The organism is Labrenzia sp. THAF187b, assembly GCF_009363375.1.
Taxonomy (GTDB): Bacteria; Pseudomonadota; Alphaproteobacteria; order Rhizobiales; family Stappiaceae; genus Roseibium; species Roseibium algicola.
Window position 1 is genome coordinate 4,725,872 of the sequence record NZ_CP045344.1, and the last position, 16,120, is coordinate 4,741,991.

General features: G+C 58.1%; 13 protein-coding genes. 8 read left to right on the forward strand and 5 right to left on the reverse strand.

Annotated features, from left to right (window positions below):
* The first annotated feature begins 24 nt into the window (after positions 1 to 24).
* Both FIV03_RS21775 and FIV03_RS21780 read left to right on the forward strand, forming a co-directional pair.
* Complete coding sequence (locus FIV03_RS21775; protein WP_152510950.1) at positions 25 to 1,455, forward strand: cytochrome P450; 1,431 nt, start codon at positions 25 to 27, stop codon at positions 1,453 to 1,455.
* Complete coding sequence (locus tag FIV03_RS21780) at positions 1,452 to 2,525, forward strand: lysophospholipid acyltransferase family protein (protein ID WP_152510951.1); 1,074 nt, start codon at positions 1,452 to 1,454, stop codon at positions 2,523 to 2,525. The genes FIV03_RS21775 and FIV03_RS21780 overlap by 4 nt, the downstream gene beginning before the upstream one ends.
* A 1-nt stretch (position 2,526) precedes the next feature.
* On the opposite strand, the gene fghA is transcribed toward FIV03_RS21780, so the two are convergent.
* Positions 2,527 to 3,354, reverse strand: coding sequence for an S-formylglutathione hydrolase (gene fghA / locus FIV03_RS21785; protein WP_152510952.1), 828 nt, complete (start codon positions 3,352 to 3,354; stop codon positions 2,527 to 2,529).
* A gap of 151 nt (positions 3,355 to 3,505) precedes the next feature.
* Positions 3,506 to 4,618 (reverse strand): S-(hydroxymethyl)glutathione dehydrogenase/class III alcohol dehydrogenase, encoded by a 1,113-nt coding sequence (locus FIV03_RS21790; RefSeq protein WP_022999395.1) that lies wholly within the window; start codon positions 4,616 to 4,618, stop codon positions 3,506 to 3,508.
* A gap of 392 nt (positions 4,619 to 5,010) precedes the next feature.
* Here FIV03_RS21790 and FIV03_RS21795 point away from each other — a divergent pair, with 392 nt between their 5' ends.
* The 6 genes from FIV03_RS21795 to FIV03_RS21820 all read left to right on the forward strand — a co-directional run bounded on the left by FIV03_RS21795 (position 5,011) and on the right by FIV03_RS21820 (position 12,381).
* The gene (locus FIV03_RS21795) at positions 5,011 to 6,264 is read left to right on the forward strand and encodes a sarcosine oxidase subunit beta family protein (RefSeq protein ID WP_031268788.1); all 1,254 of its coding nucleotides are present in this window, start codon (positions 5,011 to 5,013) and stop codon (positions 6,262 to 6,264) included.
* Between the two features lie 14 nt (positions 6,265 to 6,278).
* Positions 6,279 to 6,584, forward strand: a complete 306-nt coding sequence (locus FIV03_RS21800) for a sarcosine oxidase subunit delta (protein ID WP_152510953.1) — start codon at positions 6,279 to 6,281, stop codon at positions 6,582 to 6,584.
* Complete coding sequence (locus FIV03_RS21805) at positions 6,581 to 9,583, forward strand: sarcosine oxidase subunit alpha family protein (protein WP_152510954.1); 3,003 nt, start codon at positions 6,581 to 6,583, stop codon at positions 9,581 to 9,583. The genes FIV03_RS21800 and FIV03_RS21805 overlap by 4 nt, the downstream gene beginning before the upstream one ends.
* Positions 9,576 to 10,151, forward strand: coding sequence for a sarcosine oxidase subunit gamma family protein (locus tag FIV03_RS21810; protein ID WP_152506733.1), 576 nt, complete (start codon positions 9,576 to 9,578; stop codon positions 10,149 to 10,151). Before FIV03_RS21805 ends, FIV03_RS21810 begins: the two co-directional genes overlap by 8 nt.
* A 79-nt stretch (positions 10,152 to 10,230) precedes the next feature.
* A complete protein-coding gene (locus FIV03_RS21815) occupies positions 10,231 to 11,592 on the forward strand; it encodes an HD-GYP domain-containing protein (protein ID WP_152510955.1) in 1,362 nt (453 codons plus the stop codon).
* A gap of 72 nt (positions 11,593 to 11,664) precedes the next feature.
* Positions 11,665 to 12,381, forward strand: a complete 717-nt coding sequence (locus tag FIV03_RS21820; RefSeq protein WP_055653958.1) for an endonuclease/exonuclease/phosphatase family protein — start codon at positions 11,665 to 11,667, stop codon at positions 12,379 to 12,381.
* Between the two features lie 12 nt (positions 12,382 to 12,393).
* On the opposite strand, the gene FIV03_RS21825 is transcribed toward FIV03_RS21820, so the two are convergent.
* The 3 genes from FIV03_RS21825 to FIV03_RS21835 form a co-directional block, all read right to left on the reverse strand.
* On the reverse strand, positions 12,394 to 13,884 hold the full coding sequence (locus tag FIV03_RS21825) for an inorganic phosphate transporter (RefSeq protein WP_055653956.1): 1,491 nt from the start codon (positions 13,882 to 13,884) through the stop codon (positions 12,394 to 12,396).
* Between the two features lie 120 nt (positions 13,885 to 14,004).
* Positions 14,005 to 14,490 carry an NUDIX hydrolase gene (locus tag FIV03_RS21830; RefSeq protein ID WP_152510956.1) on the reverse strand — a complete coding sequence of 162 codons (486 nt, stop codon included), beginning with the start codon at positions 14,488 to 14,490 and terminating at the stop codon, positions 14,005 to 14,007.
* Positions 14,491 to 14,611: 121 nt separating this feature from the next.
* Entirely contained in the window at positions 14,612 to 16,120 is a 1,509-nt protein-coding gene (locus FIV03_RS21835; RefSeq protein WP_286202219.1) for an inorganic phosphate transporter, read from the reverse strand.

The window sequence follows — 16,120 nt, forward strand, 5'->3', positions numbered from 1 at the left end:
CAGAACCAATTCGGATTATTTTTAGTGACTGTTTCCGCACAAATTTCAGGCGACACCCAAAAGGCCGAACCGACAGCCACCAAGGCCGAAGACTTCGTGCCGCCCTACCCGTTCCGTTATGAAAAGATGCCGCCGGTCTGGAGCCTGATCGGCATGGCCAAGCGCAATTTTCTATCCATTTGGGGCGTTGATGATTTTCAAAGCCGCCTCAGAAGCAAAAAGATCTTCACTCGGGAACTGGTGATCTGCAATCGACCAGACGTGGTTCGTGAAGCGTTTCAGACCAATCACGAGGTCTTGCAGCGCAAGAGCCCGCAAATGCGTCATGCCTTGCAGCCTCTGCTCGGCGACGGTCTTTTTATCAGTGATACCGAAACCTGGGCGAAACGACGCAAGGTGGTAGCACCGATCATCCACGGCTCGCGGGTCAAAGGATTCGCGCCGATCATGATCGAAACCATTGAGGAACAGCGAGCCGACTGGGCATCGCAGGGCGAAGGCGCTGAGGTCGATGCGCTCGCCGATATGGCACACCTGACAGCAGAGATCATTTGCCGGACCATTTTTGGGCGCCAGCTGGGCAAGGATCATGCTGCCGAAGTCGTTCAGGGTTTTTCGGATTATCAGCGCCATATCGACCAGGTCGACATCCTCTCCCTCTTCGGACTGCCCGAATGGCTGCCACGTTTTCGTGGCCGTGCGATCAAGAAACCTGTCGAGCGCATCATGACGGTGCTCGACAAGATCATCGCCAACTACGAAGCGCAGAAGGAAAAAGGCGAAGCATCCGTCATTGGCGGTTTGCTGGAAGCGCGAGACGAGAACGGCGAACCATTGAGCCGTGAGGCAATCATCAGCGAAGCTGCCGTGATTTTCATGGCCGGCCATGAAACAACCGCCAACACACTGGCCTGGGCCTGGTTCCTGCTGTCCCAATGCGACGAGAGCAGGGCTAAATTGCAGGCCGAACTCGACACGGTCCTTGCCGGCCGGTCACCGACATTCCAGGACGTTCCCAACCTGCCCTACACCAAGGCTGTCATTGAGGAAACCTTGCGGCTGTATCCGCCGGTCCCGATCCTTGCGCGAGAGGCAATGGCGGACACAAGCATCGGCGGCAAGTCAGTGCCAAAAGGTTCGCTGGTCATGGTGGTGCCGTGGCTTATGCATCGCAATCCGGTGCTGTGGTCGAAACCGGACGTTTTTGATCCCGGCCGTTTTCTCAATCCGAAATCGAAGAAACCCAATAAATACGGGTATGTCCCGTTCAGCATCGGCCCGCGCATTTGCGCTGGACTGCAATTCGGCATGACGGAAGCAATTCTCAGCCTGGCCATTCTCGCCCAGGATTTCGAGCTGAAGCTGAAAGACGGCACGGACGTCCAGCCGGTAGCGCGGTTGACCTTGCGTCCTGGTGAAAACCTGCCAATGACGCTGCATCCGCGCCATACATGACCAAACAGACGCGGCTGGAAGATATTCCCTTCGCTGAAACTCTTGCAGAAGAGCCCGCCGCTCCTCGTCTGCGGGACCTCTTTTCTCAGCAGGAGGCAGAGAGAGAGACAGCTAGGCTTTACTGGTTCGTTCATGTCAAAGACGGTGTGCTGAACATCCTTTTTCATCATTCGCTGAAACTGTGCCCACCGGCATTCGCATCGGCTTTCGGCAATCTGCTCGTGCCCGTAATGCGCTGGTCATATCGAGACAAACTGTTTCCGCAGCGCATCAGCCGTAATTTTGAAACGCTGACCGTGAACCGCTGGAGCACCGACACGGGCCAGAAAGCGGGACTGAATCGATGGTGGCACAACATCGGCCGGACGATGTCCGAGTTCTGCATCGTCAACAAGTTATGGAAAAGTGCTCGTATTGAAGTTGAAGGACTGGAACATCTGAAAGCGGCGCAGGCCAAAGGCGCACCAGTGATCTTCACATCCATGCATCTTGGCACCTGGGAAGCACTTTTCGTGGCGATTCACGAGGGTCTTGCCGGACCGAGCATCGGTCCATTTCAACCGGAACCAAACCGGTTCAAGAACCGCATTGTTCATGCCATCCGCAAGGAGCGAAACCAGTATCTTTTCCCACCGGGGCAAAGAAGCGCGTATCGGCTGCACCGGTTGATGAACAACGGGCAGTATTCCATGACCATTTTCGTGGACGAGGTTCGCGACAAGCAGGTCCATCTGCCCAGTTTCGGTCGACCATTGCCGAAAAAAGGAAATGCGATCGTCGCAGTGAAGATCGCCAATTCCTGCGGCGGCACAATTATCCCGACATATCTTGTGCGACTGGGACCGGCCCGTTTCAGGATGGTCCTTCTTCCGCCGCTGGAAAGACCTGAAGAAACCACCGGCTATGATTTACGGGAAACAGTTAGGGCCATGAACGATGTGTTCGAGCCGATCGTGCTCGAACACATCGAAGAATGGTACATGTTGGGCGAATTGAGATTGCCCAGAAAATTCGCCCAAAGCGCCTACGCGAAGGCCTTGAGCGAAAAGAACCAAGCCCGAAAGTGGTAGATTATCCCTTCAGTCGCTCGGCATGCCAGGCAACGTGGTCGCGCGCGAACGTTGACACGAAATAATAGGAATGGTCGTAGCCTGCCTGCAAGCGGTAGGTGTGAGCCGTCTTCGTTTCGGTCAATGCATCGATGAGCGCAGCGGGTTTGAGCAGTTCGTAGAATTGGTCGCCTGCACCCTGATCAATCAGAACATCACCGGCCCAGCCCTTTTCCTTGACCAGAACCGTCGCGTCATGCGCTGTCCAGAGTGTCTCATCAGCTCCGAGATAGGCCCCAAGCTGTTTGCGGCCCCAGTCGGAATCCGTGGGGTTTGCGATCGGCGCAAAGGCTGACAACGACTGGTAGTGCCCGGGATATTTCATTGCCAGCGTCAACGCACCGTGCCCGCCCATGGAATGCCCGGTGATGCCGTGATGCACGGAAACTGGGAAGTTCTCGGTCACCAGATCGCGCAATTCGCTGGCAATGTAGGTCTCCATCTGGAAATGCGGCGCCCATGGAATCTCTGTCGCGTTGACATAGAAGCCCGCCCCTTGCCCCAGATCATAAGCCTCATCGTTGGCAATGCCCTCGCCGCGCGGGCTGGTGTCCGGAAAGACGACGGCAATACCAAACTCTGCTGCATGGGCCTGCAGCCCGGCTTTGGTCATGGCGTTTTCATGGGTACAGGTCAGACCCGACAAATACCAAAGACATGGCACGGGGCCGTCCTTGGCCTGCGGCGGAATGTAGACCGCAAAAGTCATTTCACAACCACAGGCTTCCGACATGTGGCTATAGACACCTTGGGTGCCGCCAAAGGACTTGTTTTCGGAAAGGGTTTTCATTGTCAGTCAATTCCAATCTCTGAATAGCCGCCTATCCAAAAGGACTTCTCCGGCCTTGCCTTGCCAGACCGGAGAGACGCAGCATGCGCGTCCCCGCTTTCGCAGGGACGACGCCTTGGCAATATGTCGGCGGGTTACGCCTGACGTTCGATCAGTAAACCACCACCGAGCGGATCGATTCACCGGAGTGCATCAGATCGAACCCCTTGTTGATGTCTTCGAGAGGCATCGTGTGGGTGATCATCGGATCGATCTCGATCTTGCCGTCCATGTACCAGTCAACGATCTTCGGAACGTCCGTGCGGCCACGCGCGCCACCAAATGCGGTTCCTTTCCAGACGCGGCCGGTCACAAGCTGGAACGGACGGGTCGAGATCTCCGCGCCAGCCGGAGCAACACCGATGATGATGCTCTCGCCCCAGCCCTTGTGAGCTGATTCCAGCGCCGTACGCATGACATTCACGTTGCCCGTCGCATCGAAGGTATAGTCGGCCCCACCTTTGGTGAGGTTCACCAGATACGGAACAAGGTCGCCGTCTACTTCACTCGGATTGACGAAATCGGTCATGCCGAAACGCTCGGCCATCTCTTTCTTTTCCGGGTTCAGGTCAACGCCGACAATCTGGTCGGCACCGGCAAGACGCAGGCCCTGGAGAACGTTCAGACCGATGCCGCCGAGGCCGAAGACAATCGCACGCGAACCGATTTCCACCTTTGCGGTATTGATCACCGCACCGATACCGGTCGTTACACCACAGCCGATGTAGCAGACCTTGTCGAACGGCGCGTCCGGACGGATCTTCGCCAGGGCGATTTCCGGTACAACCGTGTAGTTCGAGAACGTCGATGTGCCCATGTAGTGCAGAATCGGGTCACCATCGAGGGTCGAGAATCGGGACGAGCCGTCCGGCATCAGGCCCTGCCCCTGTGTAGCGCGGATCGACTGGCAGAGGTTTGTTTTCGGATTGAGGCAGTATTCGCAGGTCCGGCATTCCGGCGTGTAGAGCGGAATGACATGGTCGCCCGGCTTCAGGGTAGTCACACCCGGGCCAACCTCGACAACGACACCTGCCCCTTCGTGACCCAGAATCGCGGGAAACAGACCTTCCGGATCCGCACCCGACAGGGTGAATTCATCGGTATGGCAGATGCCGGTTGCCTTGATTTCCACCAGCACTTCAAAAGCGCGCGGGCCTTCAAGCCTTACAGTGGTGACTTCAAGCGGTTTTCCGGCCCCAACGGCCACAGCGGCGCGAACTTCCATGAAGGATCTCCTGATGTGTGTTTCCCGGGGAGAGTTAACGTCCATATCTGCAAATGCAAGAACCGATGCGGCATCCGCTGTCGGGATTGCGCTATTCGATGCAATCTAGCCCGCCTGACACCTTGCAGGAAGCGCTGAAATCCATTGTTTCTCCGAGGGTTTGGTTAGTCTGGCACAATTCATCGCAGGCCGTAAGACACCCATGTCGCATTCAGACAAGCATGCGACTGAAACCTTATACGCAACCTCGACCCCAATCGCGAATATGCCTCCCAATGGACGAGACTCCGGCCGTGTCGCTAAAGTCGTCGTTCAATTGCGTATTGACCCTGACGGCCGGCCGAGCGGATTTATCCGATTTGCTTGCCGGCAACGTGCGGAGCCGCTGCTTCATGAAGCGATATTCCTTTCTGGAACTGGCGAAAAACGCCTTTTCCGCGCACCAGAACTGGGGCCGCCAGTGGCGCGCTCCGGAACCCAAGGCCGAATATGACGTCGTGATTGTCGGCGCCGGCGGGCACGGTCTGGCAACTGCCTATTACCTTGCCAAGGAACACGGCATCCGCAACGTCGCGGTCATCGAAAAAGGTTGGCTCGGCGGCGGCAACACTGGTCGCAATACGACCATCGTGCGCTCCAACTATCTCTGGGAAGAAAGCGCCGGGCTCTACAATCACGCAATGGGCTTGTGGCAGAACCTGTCCCAGGAACTGAACTACAACGTCATGTATTCTGCACGTGGCGTGATGATGCTTGCGCACACTGTTCACGACGTTCAGGTGGCACAACGCCATATTCACGCCAACCGTCTGGCAGGCGTTCAGAATGAGTGGCTGACACCGGAAGAGGCAAAGGAATATTGCCCGCCTCTGAACATTTCAAAGAACATCCGTTATCCGGTCATGGGCGCAGCCTTGCAGCGCGTCGGCGGCACTGCCCGTCACGATGCTGTCGCCTGGGGCTATGCCCGTGGTGCTGATGCCCTGGGTGTCGACATTATCCAGAACTGCGCCGTCACCGGCATTCGCCGCGGCCAGAATGGGGCCGTCGAGGGTGTGGAAACGGTCAAAGGTTTCATCAAGGCCAAGAAGGTCGGTGTCGTCGCGGCCGGTCACACGTCTGTCGTCATGGACATGGCCGGCGTCCGTCTGCCGCTGGAATCCTTCCCCCTGCAGGCACTGGTCTCCGAACCCGTGAAACCCGCCTTCCCGTGCGTGGTCATGTCAAACACGATCCATGCTTACATTTCGCAGTCCGACAAGGGTGAGCTTGTGATCGGTGCGGGCACTGACCAGTTCGTGTCCTATTCGCAGGCTGGCGGCATTCACATCACCAACCACACAATCGACGCGATCTGCGAACTTTTCCCGCATTTCCGGCGCATGCGCATGCTTCGCAACTGGGGTGGCATTGTCGACACGACGCCTGACCGTTCGCCCATCCTGTCAAAAACCCCGGTTCAGGGGCTCTACGTCAACTGCGGCTGGGGCACTGGCGGCTTCAAGGCGACGCCCGGATCCGGCCATGTCTTCGCGCATACGATTGCCAAGGACGAGCCGCACCCGATCAACGCGCCTTTCACCATCGACCGGTTCCGGACCGGTCGCCTCATCGACGAAGCCGCTGCAGCGGCCGTGGCCCACTAGGGGAGATCACAAGAATGCTGCTGGTTTATTGCCCCTACTGCCAGGTCGAGCGTGCAGAAACGGAATTTGCCTGCCGCGGTGAAGCCCATATCGCGCGACCGGCCGATCCGAGCCAGGCCACGGACGAGGACTGGGTGGAGTTTTTGTACATGCGCGACAATACCAAGGGTGTAGCCGCCGAGCGCTGGCGCCATATCCACGGCTGCGGACGGTTCTTCAATGCTGTCCGCGATACCGTCAGCGACAAGTTCCTGAAAATCTACAAGACCGGCGAACCGAAACCGGATCTTGAAGCGATTGCCAAGGAGGCCGGCAAATGAGCCAGCCATTCCGTACTGAAAAAGGCGGCCGGATCGACCGCGCTGAGCAACTCACCTTCACCTTTGACGGCGAGGAAATGCAAGGCCACAAGGGCGATACCCTTGCCTCTGCGCTGCTTGCCAATGGTGTTCACCTGGTTGGCCGTTCGTTCAAATATCACCGTCCGCGCGGCATTCTGACTGCCGGTTCGGAAGAACCGAACGCGCTGGTCGGGGTTTACCGCAACGGCGATCAGACACCGAACCTGCGCGCTACACAGGTTGAGCTCTATCAGGGCCTTGAAGCCGTTTCACAGAACCGTTTTCCCTCGCTCGGGTTTGACGTCGGCGCCGTGAACGATCTGCTTTCGCCGCTGTTTCCGGCCGGGTTCTACTACAAGACCTTCATGTGGCCGCATGCCTTCTGGGACAAGGTCTACGAGCCGATCATCCGTTCGGCAGCCGGCCTCGGCAAACCGCCGAAAAACCCGGATCACGACTTCTACGGCAACATCTACGCCCACTGCGACGTTCTTGTCGTCGGCTCCGGGCCTACCGGACTTGCAGCGGCTCTGGCTGCGGCAGAGACCGGTGCCAAGGTAATGTTGGTCGACGAGCAGGCTGAATTCGGTGGTTCGCTGCTTTCTGAAGTCAGCGCAAGCATCGACGGAAAGGACCCTGCGGAGTTCGTTTCGGAAACCATCGCCAAGCTTGCCGCGATGGACAATGTCACACTCCTGCCGCGCACAACGGCCTTCGGTTATTTTGCGCATAACTTCATTTCGCTGGCAGAGCGCGTCACCGAACATTTGCCCAACCCGGATCCCAAACTGCCGCGTGAACGACTGTGGCAGGTGCGCGCCAAGGAAGTCGTGATTGCAGCCGGTGCGATCGAACGTCCGATGGTGTTTCCGGAAAACGACAGACCGGGCATTCTGCTTGCGGAAGCCGGAAGAACCTACCTCAACCGCTATGGCGTCAAAGTCGGCCACAAGGTTCTGGTGGCGACGGCCTGCGACAGTGCGTGGCAGGCGGCATTCGACCTTGCAGACCATGGTGTCGACGTAGCCGCCATCGTGGACATGCGCGAAACACCACCTGAAAGCCTGGTTGCAATCGCTGAAGCCAGGGGCATTCGTGTCGAGGCAGGATGCGTTGTAACAGGAACCCTCGGACGCAAGCGTGTCAAAGGCGCCTTGCTCGGCCGGATGATGACATCGGGACAGGTTGCCTCCGGTGGCCAGATCGCGTGCGATGCGCTTTTGATGTCAGGCGGCTGGACGCCGACCGTCAGCCTGTATTCCCAGTCTCGCGGCAAGGTCGTCTGGGACGCGGACAAGGGTGCTTATGTTCCCGGTATTTCCGTTCAGAAGGAACGTTCGGCAGGCGGTTCCAAAGGCCTATACGGCCTGCAGGCAACGCTTCACGACGGCTATGCGGCCGGTGAAGAAGCAGCCAGGGCTGCAACCGGCAAGTCCGCAAAGGTGACCTACGTCACGGCAACAGGTGGAGAAGCCGGATCAGGCGGCATCCTCGGTGCCCTGCCCCACGATCGGAACGCATCACGGGTCAAGGCATTCGTCGATTATCAGAACGACGTTACCGCCAAGGACGTCAAGCTGGCCGTGCGCGAAGGTATGCAGTCCATCGAGCATATCAAGCGCTACACCACCACCGGCATGGCCACCGACCAGGGTCGTCTTTCGAACATGAACGCCCTGGAGATCGCGTCAGGGGCCTTGCAGAAGCCGGTAACGGATGTCGGGCTCACCACATTCCGCCAGCCCTACACTCCAACGACATTCGGTCTCTTTGCCGGTGTATCGCGTGGCGACTTCTTCGACCCGGTTCGCAAGACGCCGTCCCATGACTGGGTGGTGGAGAACGGCGGCGTCTATGAGGACGTTGGCCAGTGGAAGCGCACATGGTACTTCCCGAAGAACGGTGAAGACATGCATGCGGCGGTTGCTCGCGAATGCAAGACCGTCCGCGAAAGTGTCGGCCTGTTCGATGCATCCACACTCGGCAAGATCGAAATTGTCGGACCGGATGCGGCCGAATTCCTGGAGCGGATGTACACCAACCCGTGGAAGAAGCTGGCGCCCGGCCGCTGCCGCTATGGCCTGCTGCTCAACGACGCCGGTTTCATCACCGACGACGGTGTTATCGGACGCCTTGCGGAAGACCGTTTCCATGTAACCACCACGACCGGCGGCGCGCCGAGTGTGTTTGCGACCATGGAAGACTACCTGCAAACAGAATGGCCGGACCTCGATGTCTGGATCACGTCGACCACCGAACAGTTTGCGGTCGCCGCGGTTCAGGGACCGAAGGCTCGGGAGGTGATTGCGCCGTTTATCGAAGGTGTCGATCTTTCCGCCGATGCCTTCCCGCACATGAGCGTCAAGGAAGCGACCTTCTGCGGCGTTCCCTGCCGGCTTTTCCGGATTTCCTTCACCGGTGAACTCGGCTTCGAAATCAACGTTCCCCGCCGTCATGGCAAGATGATGTGGGAAACGCTCGCCAAGGAAATCGAGAAGCACAACGGTACCGTTTACGGAACGGAATCCATGCACGTTCTGCGCGCCGAGAAGGGTTACATCATCGTCGGTCAGGACACGGACGGTACCGTTACCCCGCAGGATGCCGGCATGAGCTGGGCGATCGGCAAGAACAAGTTCGACTTCGTCGGCAAGCGTGGCCTGGCCCGTACTGACCTTGTTGCAGAAGGTCGGAAGCAATTCGTGGGCCTTCTGACGAAGGACCCGAAAGTGAAGCTGGAAGAAGGTGCCCAGATCACGACTGCCGAGAATCCCGCCACCGGCACACCTGCGGAAGGTCATGTCACCTCGTCCTACTACAGTCCGGCGCTCGACCGTACGATTGCCCTCGCGATCGTGAAGAACGGCCACGCACTGGAAGGCAAAACGCTCTATGTGCCGATGCCGACCGGAAGCATTCCGGTCGAGGTGACGAGCACGGTGTTCTATGACAAGGAAGGAGCACGGATCAATGTCTGAACTTCTGGCAAGCGATCTGATCACGCCGGACGCGGGCGAAACACCGCTTCTGAGCCTACCGTCGGTCTCCATCCTGAAAGCCGCGCCCATGACGCGTCTTTCCCTGCGTTGCCGTGAAGCTGCGCAAAAGGAAGCCGGCACGGCATTTGGTGCCTCACTGCCGCTTTCTCCCTTGTCGAACTCCACTTCCGCCAAGCGGGCAGCGCTCTGGATGGGGCCGGACGAGTGGACATTGCTAGCACCTGAAGAAGACCTCAGGGCGGTGTTCGACGGCATCGAGGATAAGCTCTCAACGCATCCTCACGCCCTGGTTGATATCTCTGACCGATCGGAAGCGATCATCGTCAGTGGCGACAAGGCTGCCTGGTTGCTCAACACCGGTGTCTTCATCGATTTCTCGCTTGAGGTCTTTCCGGTCGGCACTGTGACAAGGACCCTGTTTCACAAGTCGCCAGTGATGATCTGGCGGACAGGTGCGGACACATTTGTGGTGGAAGCCTGGGTTTCCTTCATGGACTACGTGGCAGGTCTGCTTGTCCAATCGGCAACAGAGCTGGAAGCAGCCTGACCAGGGTCGGTGAAAACACCTGATTTTAACGAAGCTTTGCGAGCCTTGCGGAACACATCGTTGCGCGAGGCTCGCTTTTATGTCCGAACAGGTTTCCAGAAAACTCCGGCTGGCGGAGCTGCTCGGCGCACTCAGCCACGCATTGGACATCACTGAAGGCCAGCCGCGCGGGCACTGCGTTCGCTGTTGCTGGATCGGCATTCATATCGGACGGCAAGTCGGGCTGACAGAAGCGCAACTCAGCGATCTCTATTACACGCTGCTTTTGAAGGACCTTGGCTGTTCAAGCAATGCAGCGAGGATCTGCGAGCTTTATCTCACCGACGACCTGACCTTCAAACACGACTTCAAGACGATCAGCGACAGCCTGCCTGCGGCCCTGCGCTTCGTGCTTTCCCACACCGGGTTGAAACACGGCTTTGCAGAACGTGTGCGCGCCATCGTCAACATTCTTCAAAATGGCGGCGACATTGCCAACGAGATGATCGAAACACGCTGCACACGCGGCGGCGATATTGCCCGCCAGATGCATTTCTCGGAAACTGTCGTATCCGGAATTTACAGTCTGGATGAGCATTGGGACGGCAAAGGACGGCCGCACGGCATCGCAGGTTCCACCATCCCGGTATTTTCCCAGATCGCCTTGCTGGCACAGGTCATGGATGTCTTTCAGATCAATGCAGGCGTACAGGGAACCTTGCAGGAATTGAAGGAACGGGCTGGCAGCTGGTTCGACCCCGCCTTGGTGGCTGCAGCAGAAACCGTCGCAAGTAATCCCCAGTTCTGGAACACCTTGAAATCGGAAAACCTCGACAAGATCGTCTACGGCCTTGAGCCCGCGCAGAACATTCGTTTTGCAGATGAGGAGCAGCTCGACGACATAGCCCACGGCTTTGCGTTGGTGATCGATTCCAAAAGTCCCTACACCGCCGGACACAGCGAGCGCGTAACGCTTTACACCGACATGATCGCAGAAGAGTTGGGTTACGGAATGCGTGACAGGCAGCTGCTGAGACGGGCAGCTCTCCTGCACGACATCGGCAAACTCGGCGTCAGCAACTCTGTCCTCGACAAGCCCGGAAAGCTCGATGACACGGAGTGGGAACAAATCCGCATGCATCCCGTTTACTCCGACGAGATCCTCTCCAGGATCGATACGTTCAAGGACCTGTCGCCGATCGCGAGAGGGCATCATGAAAAACTGGACGGCCGCGGATATCCGGACGGGCTGACCACAAGCGGGATTTCGATGGAAACGCGCATCGTCACGACGGCGGATATTTTCGACGCATTGACCGCGGAACGGCCTTATCGTGGACCGATGCCGTTGCCCAAGGCACTCGGCATCATGGAAAGCGAAGCCGGCACAGCCCTGGATGCAAAATGCCTTGCTGCGCTCAAACGGGCGACTGAGCGCATGGAGCAGACCAAGGCTGCCTAAATTGGTCGCAAAGGCGACCAAATCAACCTATTCCCCTTGCAACTTTTAACGTGAGCCCTTCACTCTGCGCGCATGCTGAAAATCGGTTCTTACAACATACAAAAATCAATAGGCGTCGATGCGCGCAGGCGGCCTGACCGGACGCTCAAGGTAATCCAGGAACTGGATTGCGACATCCTGGCCTTGCAGGAAGCAGACAAGCGCTTCGGACCACGGGAAAGCACCCTCGACAGAGACACGATTCTTCAGGAAACGGATTACCGTCCCGTGCCGTTCGCGACGGGCGACAAGAGCCTGGGCTGGCACGGCAACGCTATTCTTGTTCGAAACTCGATCGGCATTCTCGACCATCGCCGGTTAGATCTGCCGACGCTGGAACCACGTGGTGCGGTTGCTGTCGACCTTGAAGTTGCCGGTGAAAAAATCCGCGTGGCAGCCATGCACCTGAGCCTGATCGGTCACTTTCGCAAGAAACAGATAACTTCGCTGATGCATCAGCTGCATGAGCATCTTGATTACCTGCCGACAGTGCTGATCGGTGACCTGAACGAGTGGCGAGACACGGCGGGCAGCATCAAGCTGTTTGAAGAACGCTATGAGGTGACGACGCCGGGACGGAGCTTTCCCAGTCCCCTTCCCGTCGGCAGCCTGGACCGGATCATAACCAGCCCGGAATTCGTCGTCAGGCAGGCTGGCGTCCATAAATCGAAGACGGCACGCGTTGCTTCGGACCATCTGCCGGTCTGGGCCAATCTCACCCTGGAGCCGGCCGGACATCTACCCGGCTAGAAATCGCCTTTATCAGGCAATCAGCTTGACCATGACGAAGTAAAGCCCGGCGGACAGGACGGCAGCAGCCGGAACAGTGACGACCCAGGCGGCGACGATGGTCATGAAATGCGCCCGGCGCACCAAGTGACGGCGTGCCTGCTCCTCGCGATTGCGGACAGGTCGTACCACGTTGCCATTACCTTGTTTCTGGTTCACGAAATCCAGGCGGCGCTTTGAGCGTTCCGTATACCACTCCCGGAAGAACCCAACACCGAAGACAGCTCCCACAGCGATGTGCGTGGAACTCACGGGCAGTCCGAAACCCGAGGCAACAATCACCGTGATGGCAGCTGACAGCGAAACGCAGTAGGCCCGCATCGGATTGAGCTTGGTAATCTGTTGGCCGACCATTTCGATCAGGCGCGGCCCGAACAACAATAGGCCGAAGGAAATGCCGAAAGCACCGACAGCCATGACCCAGAGCGGAATGCTCACCTTTGCGGCGACGTCTCCGAGTTCCGCCGTGTGAACGATGGCGGCAAGTGGGCCGACAGCATTTGCAACGTCGTTGGCTCCGTGGGCGAAGGACAGCAGAGCCGCCGAGCAGACAAGTGGCACAGAAAACAGGATGCGGAGAGACTGGTTACGGTTTTCCAGCCCTTCAGACTGACGCCTGATCAGCGGTCGCACGATCGCCCAGACGGCAAGCCCGACAACTACCCCAAGCAACAATGACATCGGCATGTCGATATGCACGATCTTCTTCAGGCCCTTGAGTGCCAGGTAGCTGGCAAAGGTTCCCGACATGACACCGATCAGAACAGGAACCCATTTGCGGGCCGCGGCGATTTTATCGTCCTGATAGATGATGAAGGTCTTGATGAAGGCCAGGAAACCTGCAGCAACCAGACCGCCGAGAAAAGGCGAAATGACCCAGCTTGCTGCGATACCACCCATTGTCGCCCAGTTGACCGCGCTGAAGCCCGCCGCCGCAATACCGGCTCCCATAACGCCGCCAACAATGGAATGCGTTGTCGAGACCGGCGCACCGATCCAGGTGGCAAGGTTGATCCAGAGTGCGGAGGACACCAGAGCCGCCATCATAGCTGCCATGAAGACATTGGCATCGGCTACCGAAGCGGGATCAATGATGCCCTTGGAGATGGTGCTGACGACGTCCCCACCTGCGATCAGGGCCCCTGCACTTTCGAAGACGGCCGCAATGATCAGCGCCGTCAGCAGCGTCATGGCCCGCGAACCGACGGCGGGGCCAACATTGTTGGCAACATCGTTGGCGCCGATGTTGAGTGCCATATAGGCGCCGATGGCTGCCGCAGCGACGATGATGACCGTTCCCGGTGCTCCTGACATGGAGGCACCGGCGCCAAGGGCGCACAAGACGATAAAGACCAGCGCGATACCCGGCGCGATCAAGCCACGTCCAAGAGACCCAGCAGCCTCTTCCATGTAGCTCAGCTTGTCGAGATCCTTGTCGAGGGTCGGCTTTTTCAAATTCGGCATGGGCGTTCCAGTCGGGAAGTCCTTTGAAGGCAAGTCTTGCAAGCCAAGCGTCATCTGGCGCCTGCCTTAAACAATCGTCCGAAAAGGTCAACCAAAACGGCCCTCATTGGCCAAAATTTCTTAGTTGGGTAAATTTTCCAGTTTGCGAAGCACCTTCACGAGGCCCGGATCGCCGGCAAGCCGCATCGCTTCCTGTATCGGAAGCCACCGGACATCGCGCTCGTCCTTGTCGGGAAAGCTACTTGTCGTGCTCTCTACGTCGACCAGGAACACAAGAACTTCCGTCCTGAGCTGCAAGCCGCCTTCGCCGCCTTTGTGTGACTGAAAGCTGGCAAAGGGTTTCTTCTGCGCATTTCCGATAACGCCCGCCTCTTCGAAAGCCTCCACCGCCGCAGTGTGGTGTGCTTTCAACGACATGACCGGCCAGCCTTTGGGCAGAATCCAGCGATGCGTGGATTTGGTCGTCACAAGCAGGACTTCCCGCTCCCCATCGCGCAAACGATGGCACAACGCTGCGATCTGCAATCTCGAAGGGCGCCGGAACAACAGAAGCAGGTTCTGAAACCAGGAAGTCCGGGTGTCGATTGCTGAATAAAGCTGCGCCATGGTGCCCTTTCCAAAATGTTGGTGACGCTCAGAAGATAAGGCCGGAACTCAGGTTTGTCCAGAAAATGCGCACTGTGTGCTGCTTGTTATCCGTCGAACTTATTAGGGCAGAACATAGTTCTCATGAGAGGACGAGCTTGAGCACCGTGAAAAGGCCGGCGGCCAGCAAGGCAGAAGCGGGAACAGTGACAACCCAGGCTGCGATGATGGTGATCAGGCTGGATCGACGCACAAGGAGGCGTCTGCGACGCTCTTCCCTGTTTTTCATCATCTTGCGCGGTTTCATGACCCCGCCTTCCGCAACATACTTGTTGCGATACCATTCCCGATAAAAACCCACGCCGAACAGCGCACCAACCGCGATATGGGTGGACGATACCGGCAGCCCGGCACCAGAAGCCGTCAGCACGGTCGCGGCGGTTGCCAGGGTAATGCAAAAGGCACGTACGGGACTAAGTTTGGTGATCTTCTTGCCGACAACGGTGACAAGGCGTCTGCCGAACAGCAGAAGGCCGGCGGAGATCCCGCATGCGCCGACTGCACTCACCCAGATCGGCACTTCGGGATTGAGCGCCCCCAGATACCAAAACACGAGATCCGGAAAATCATTCGATTGGCTGAGAACGATGGCTGCCAGCGGCCCGATGGCGTTTGCAACGTCGTTGGCACCATGGGCAAATGACAGCAAACCTGCCGCGACCATGAGCGGTACTGCAAACAGGTTGCGCAAGGCGCGCGCACTGTTTTCCAGCGTGAGCGTTTGGGCGTGGATTACCCGGCAATAGATCTGCCAGACAACGAAGCCTACGGTGAGCGACAGCGCGATCGCGAGCCATTCAGGAACAGAGATGAGCCGGTCTGAGGTTTTCAGCAGAATGTAGCCGGTGAAGGTCGCCCCCATGAGGCCCAGCAGTATCGGCAACCAATATCTGGCAGCTTTCAGCCGGTCCGGCGTATAGACGACCCTTGAATTGATAAAGGCCATGATCCCGGCCCCGACGAGACCGCCGAGCACCGGAGACAGAACCCAGGAAGCCGCGATTGTCGAAATGGTTGTCCAGTTGATGGCTGCAAAGCCGCTTGCCGCGATCCCGGCGCCGACAACACCGCCAATGATCGAATGGGTGGTCGAAACAGGTGCGCCGATCACAGTCGCGAAATTGATCCACAAAGCTGAAGCTGCCATGGCCGTCAGCATTGCCAGCATGAATTCCGAACTGTTTCGGACATCGCTGGGGCTCAAGATATCTCCGGAAACGGTCGAGACGACATCCGCTCCGGCAAGCAATGCGCCCGCGCTTTCGCAGACGGCCGCAATCAGCAAGGCGCCGGTGAGGCTGACGACACGCGCGCCCACGGCGGGACCGACATTGTTGGCAACGTCGTTGGCGCCGATATTGAGCGCCATGTAGCCGCCAATTGCACTGGCGGCCACAAGGATGAGCATGTTGGAGAAACCGCTGGAAGACACCTGGAATGCGGCAACGCAGGCGCAGATCACCAGGAACACCAGGGCAAGACCCGGTCCGACAAGACGCCGGCCCATAGCCTCCGCCGCCTCACTGACAAAGCTGATCTTGTCGAGATCCTTGTCCAGAGCCTTCTTTTTCAGGTCCTTGTTGGTGAGCAC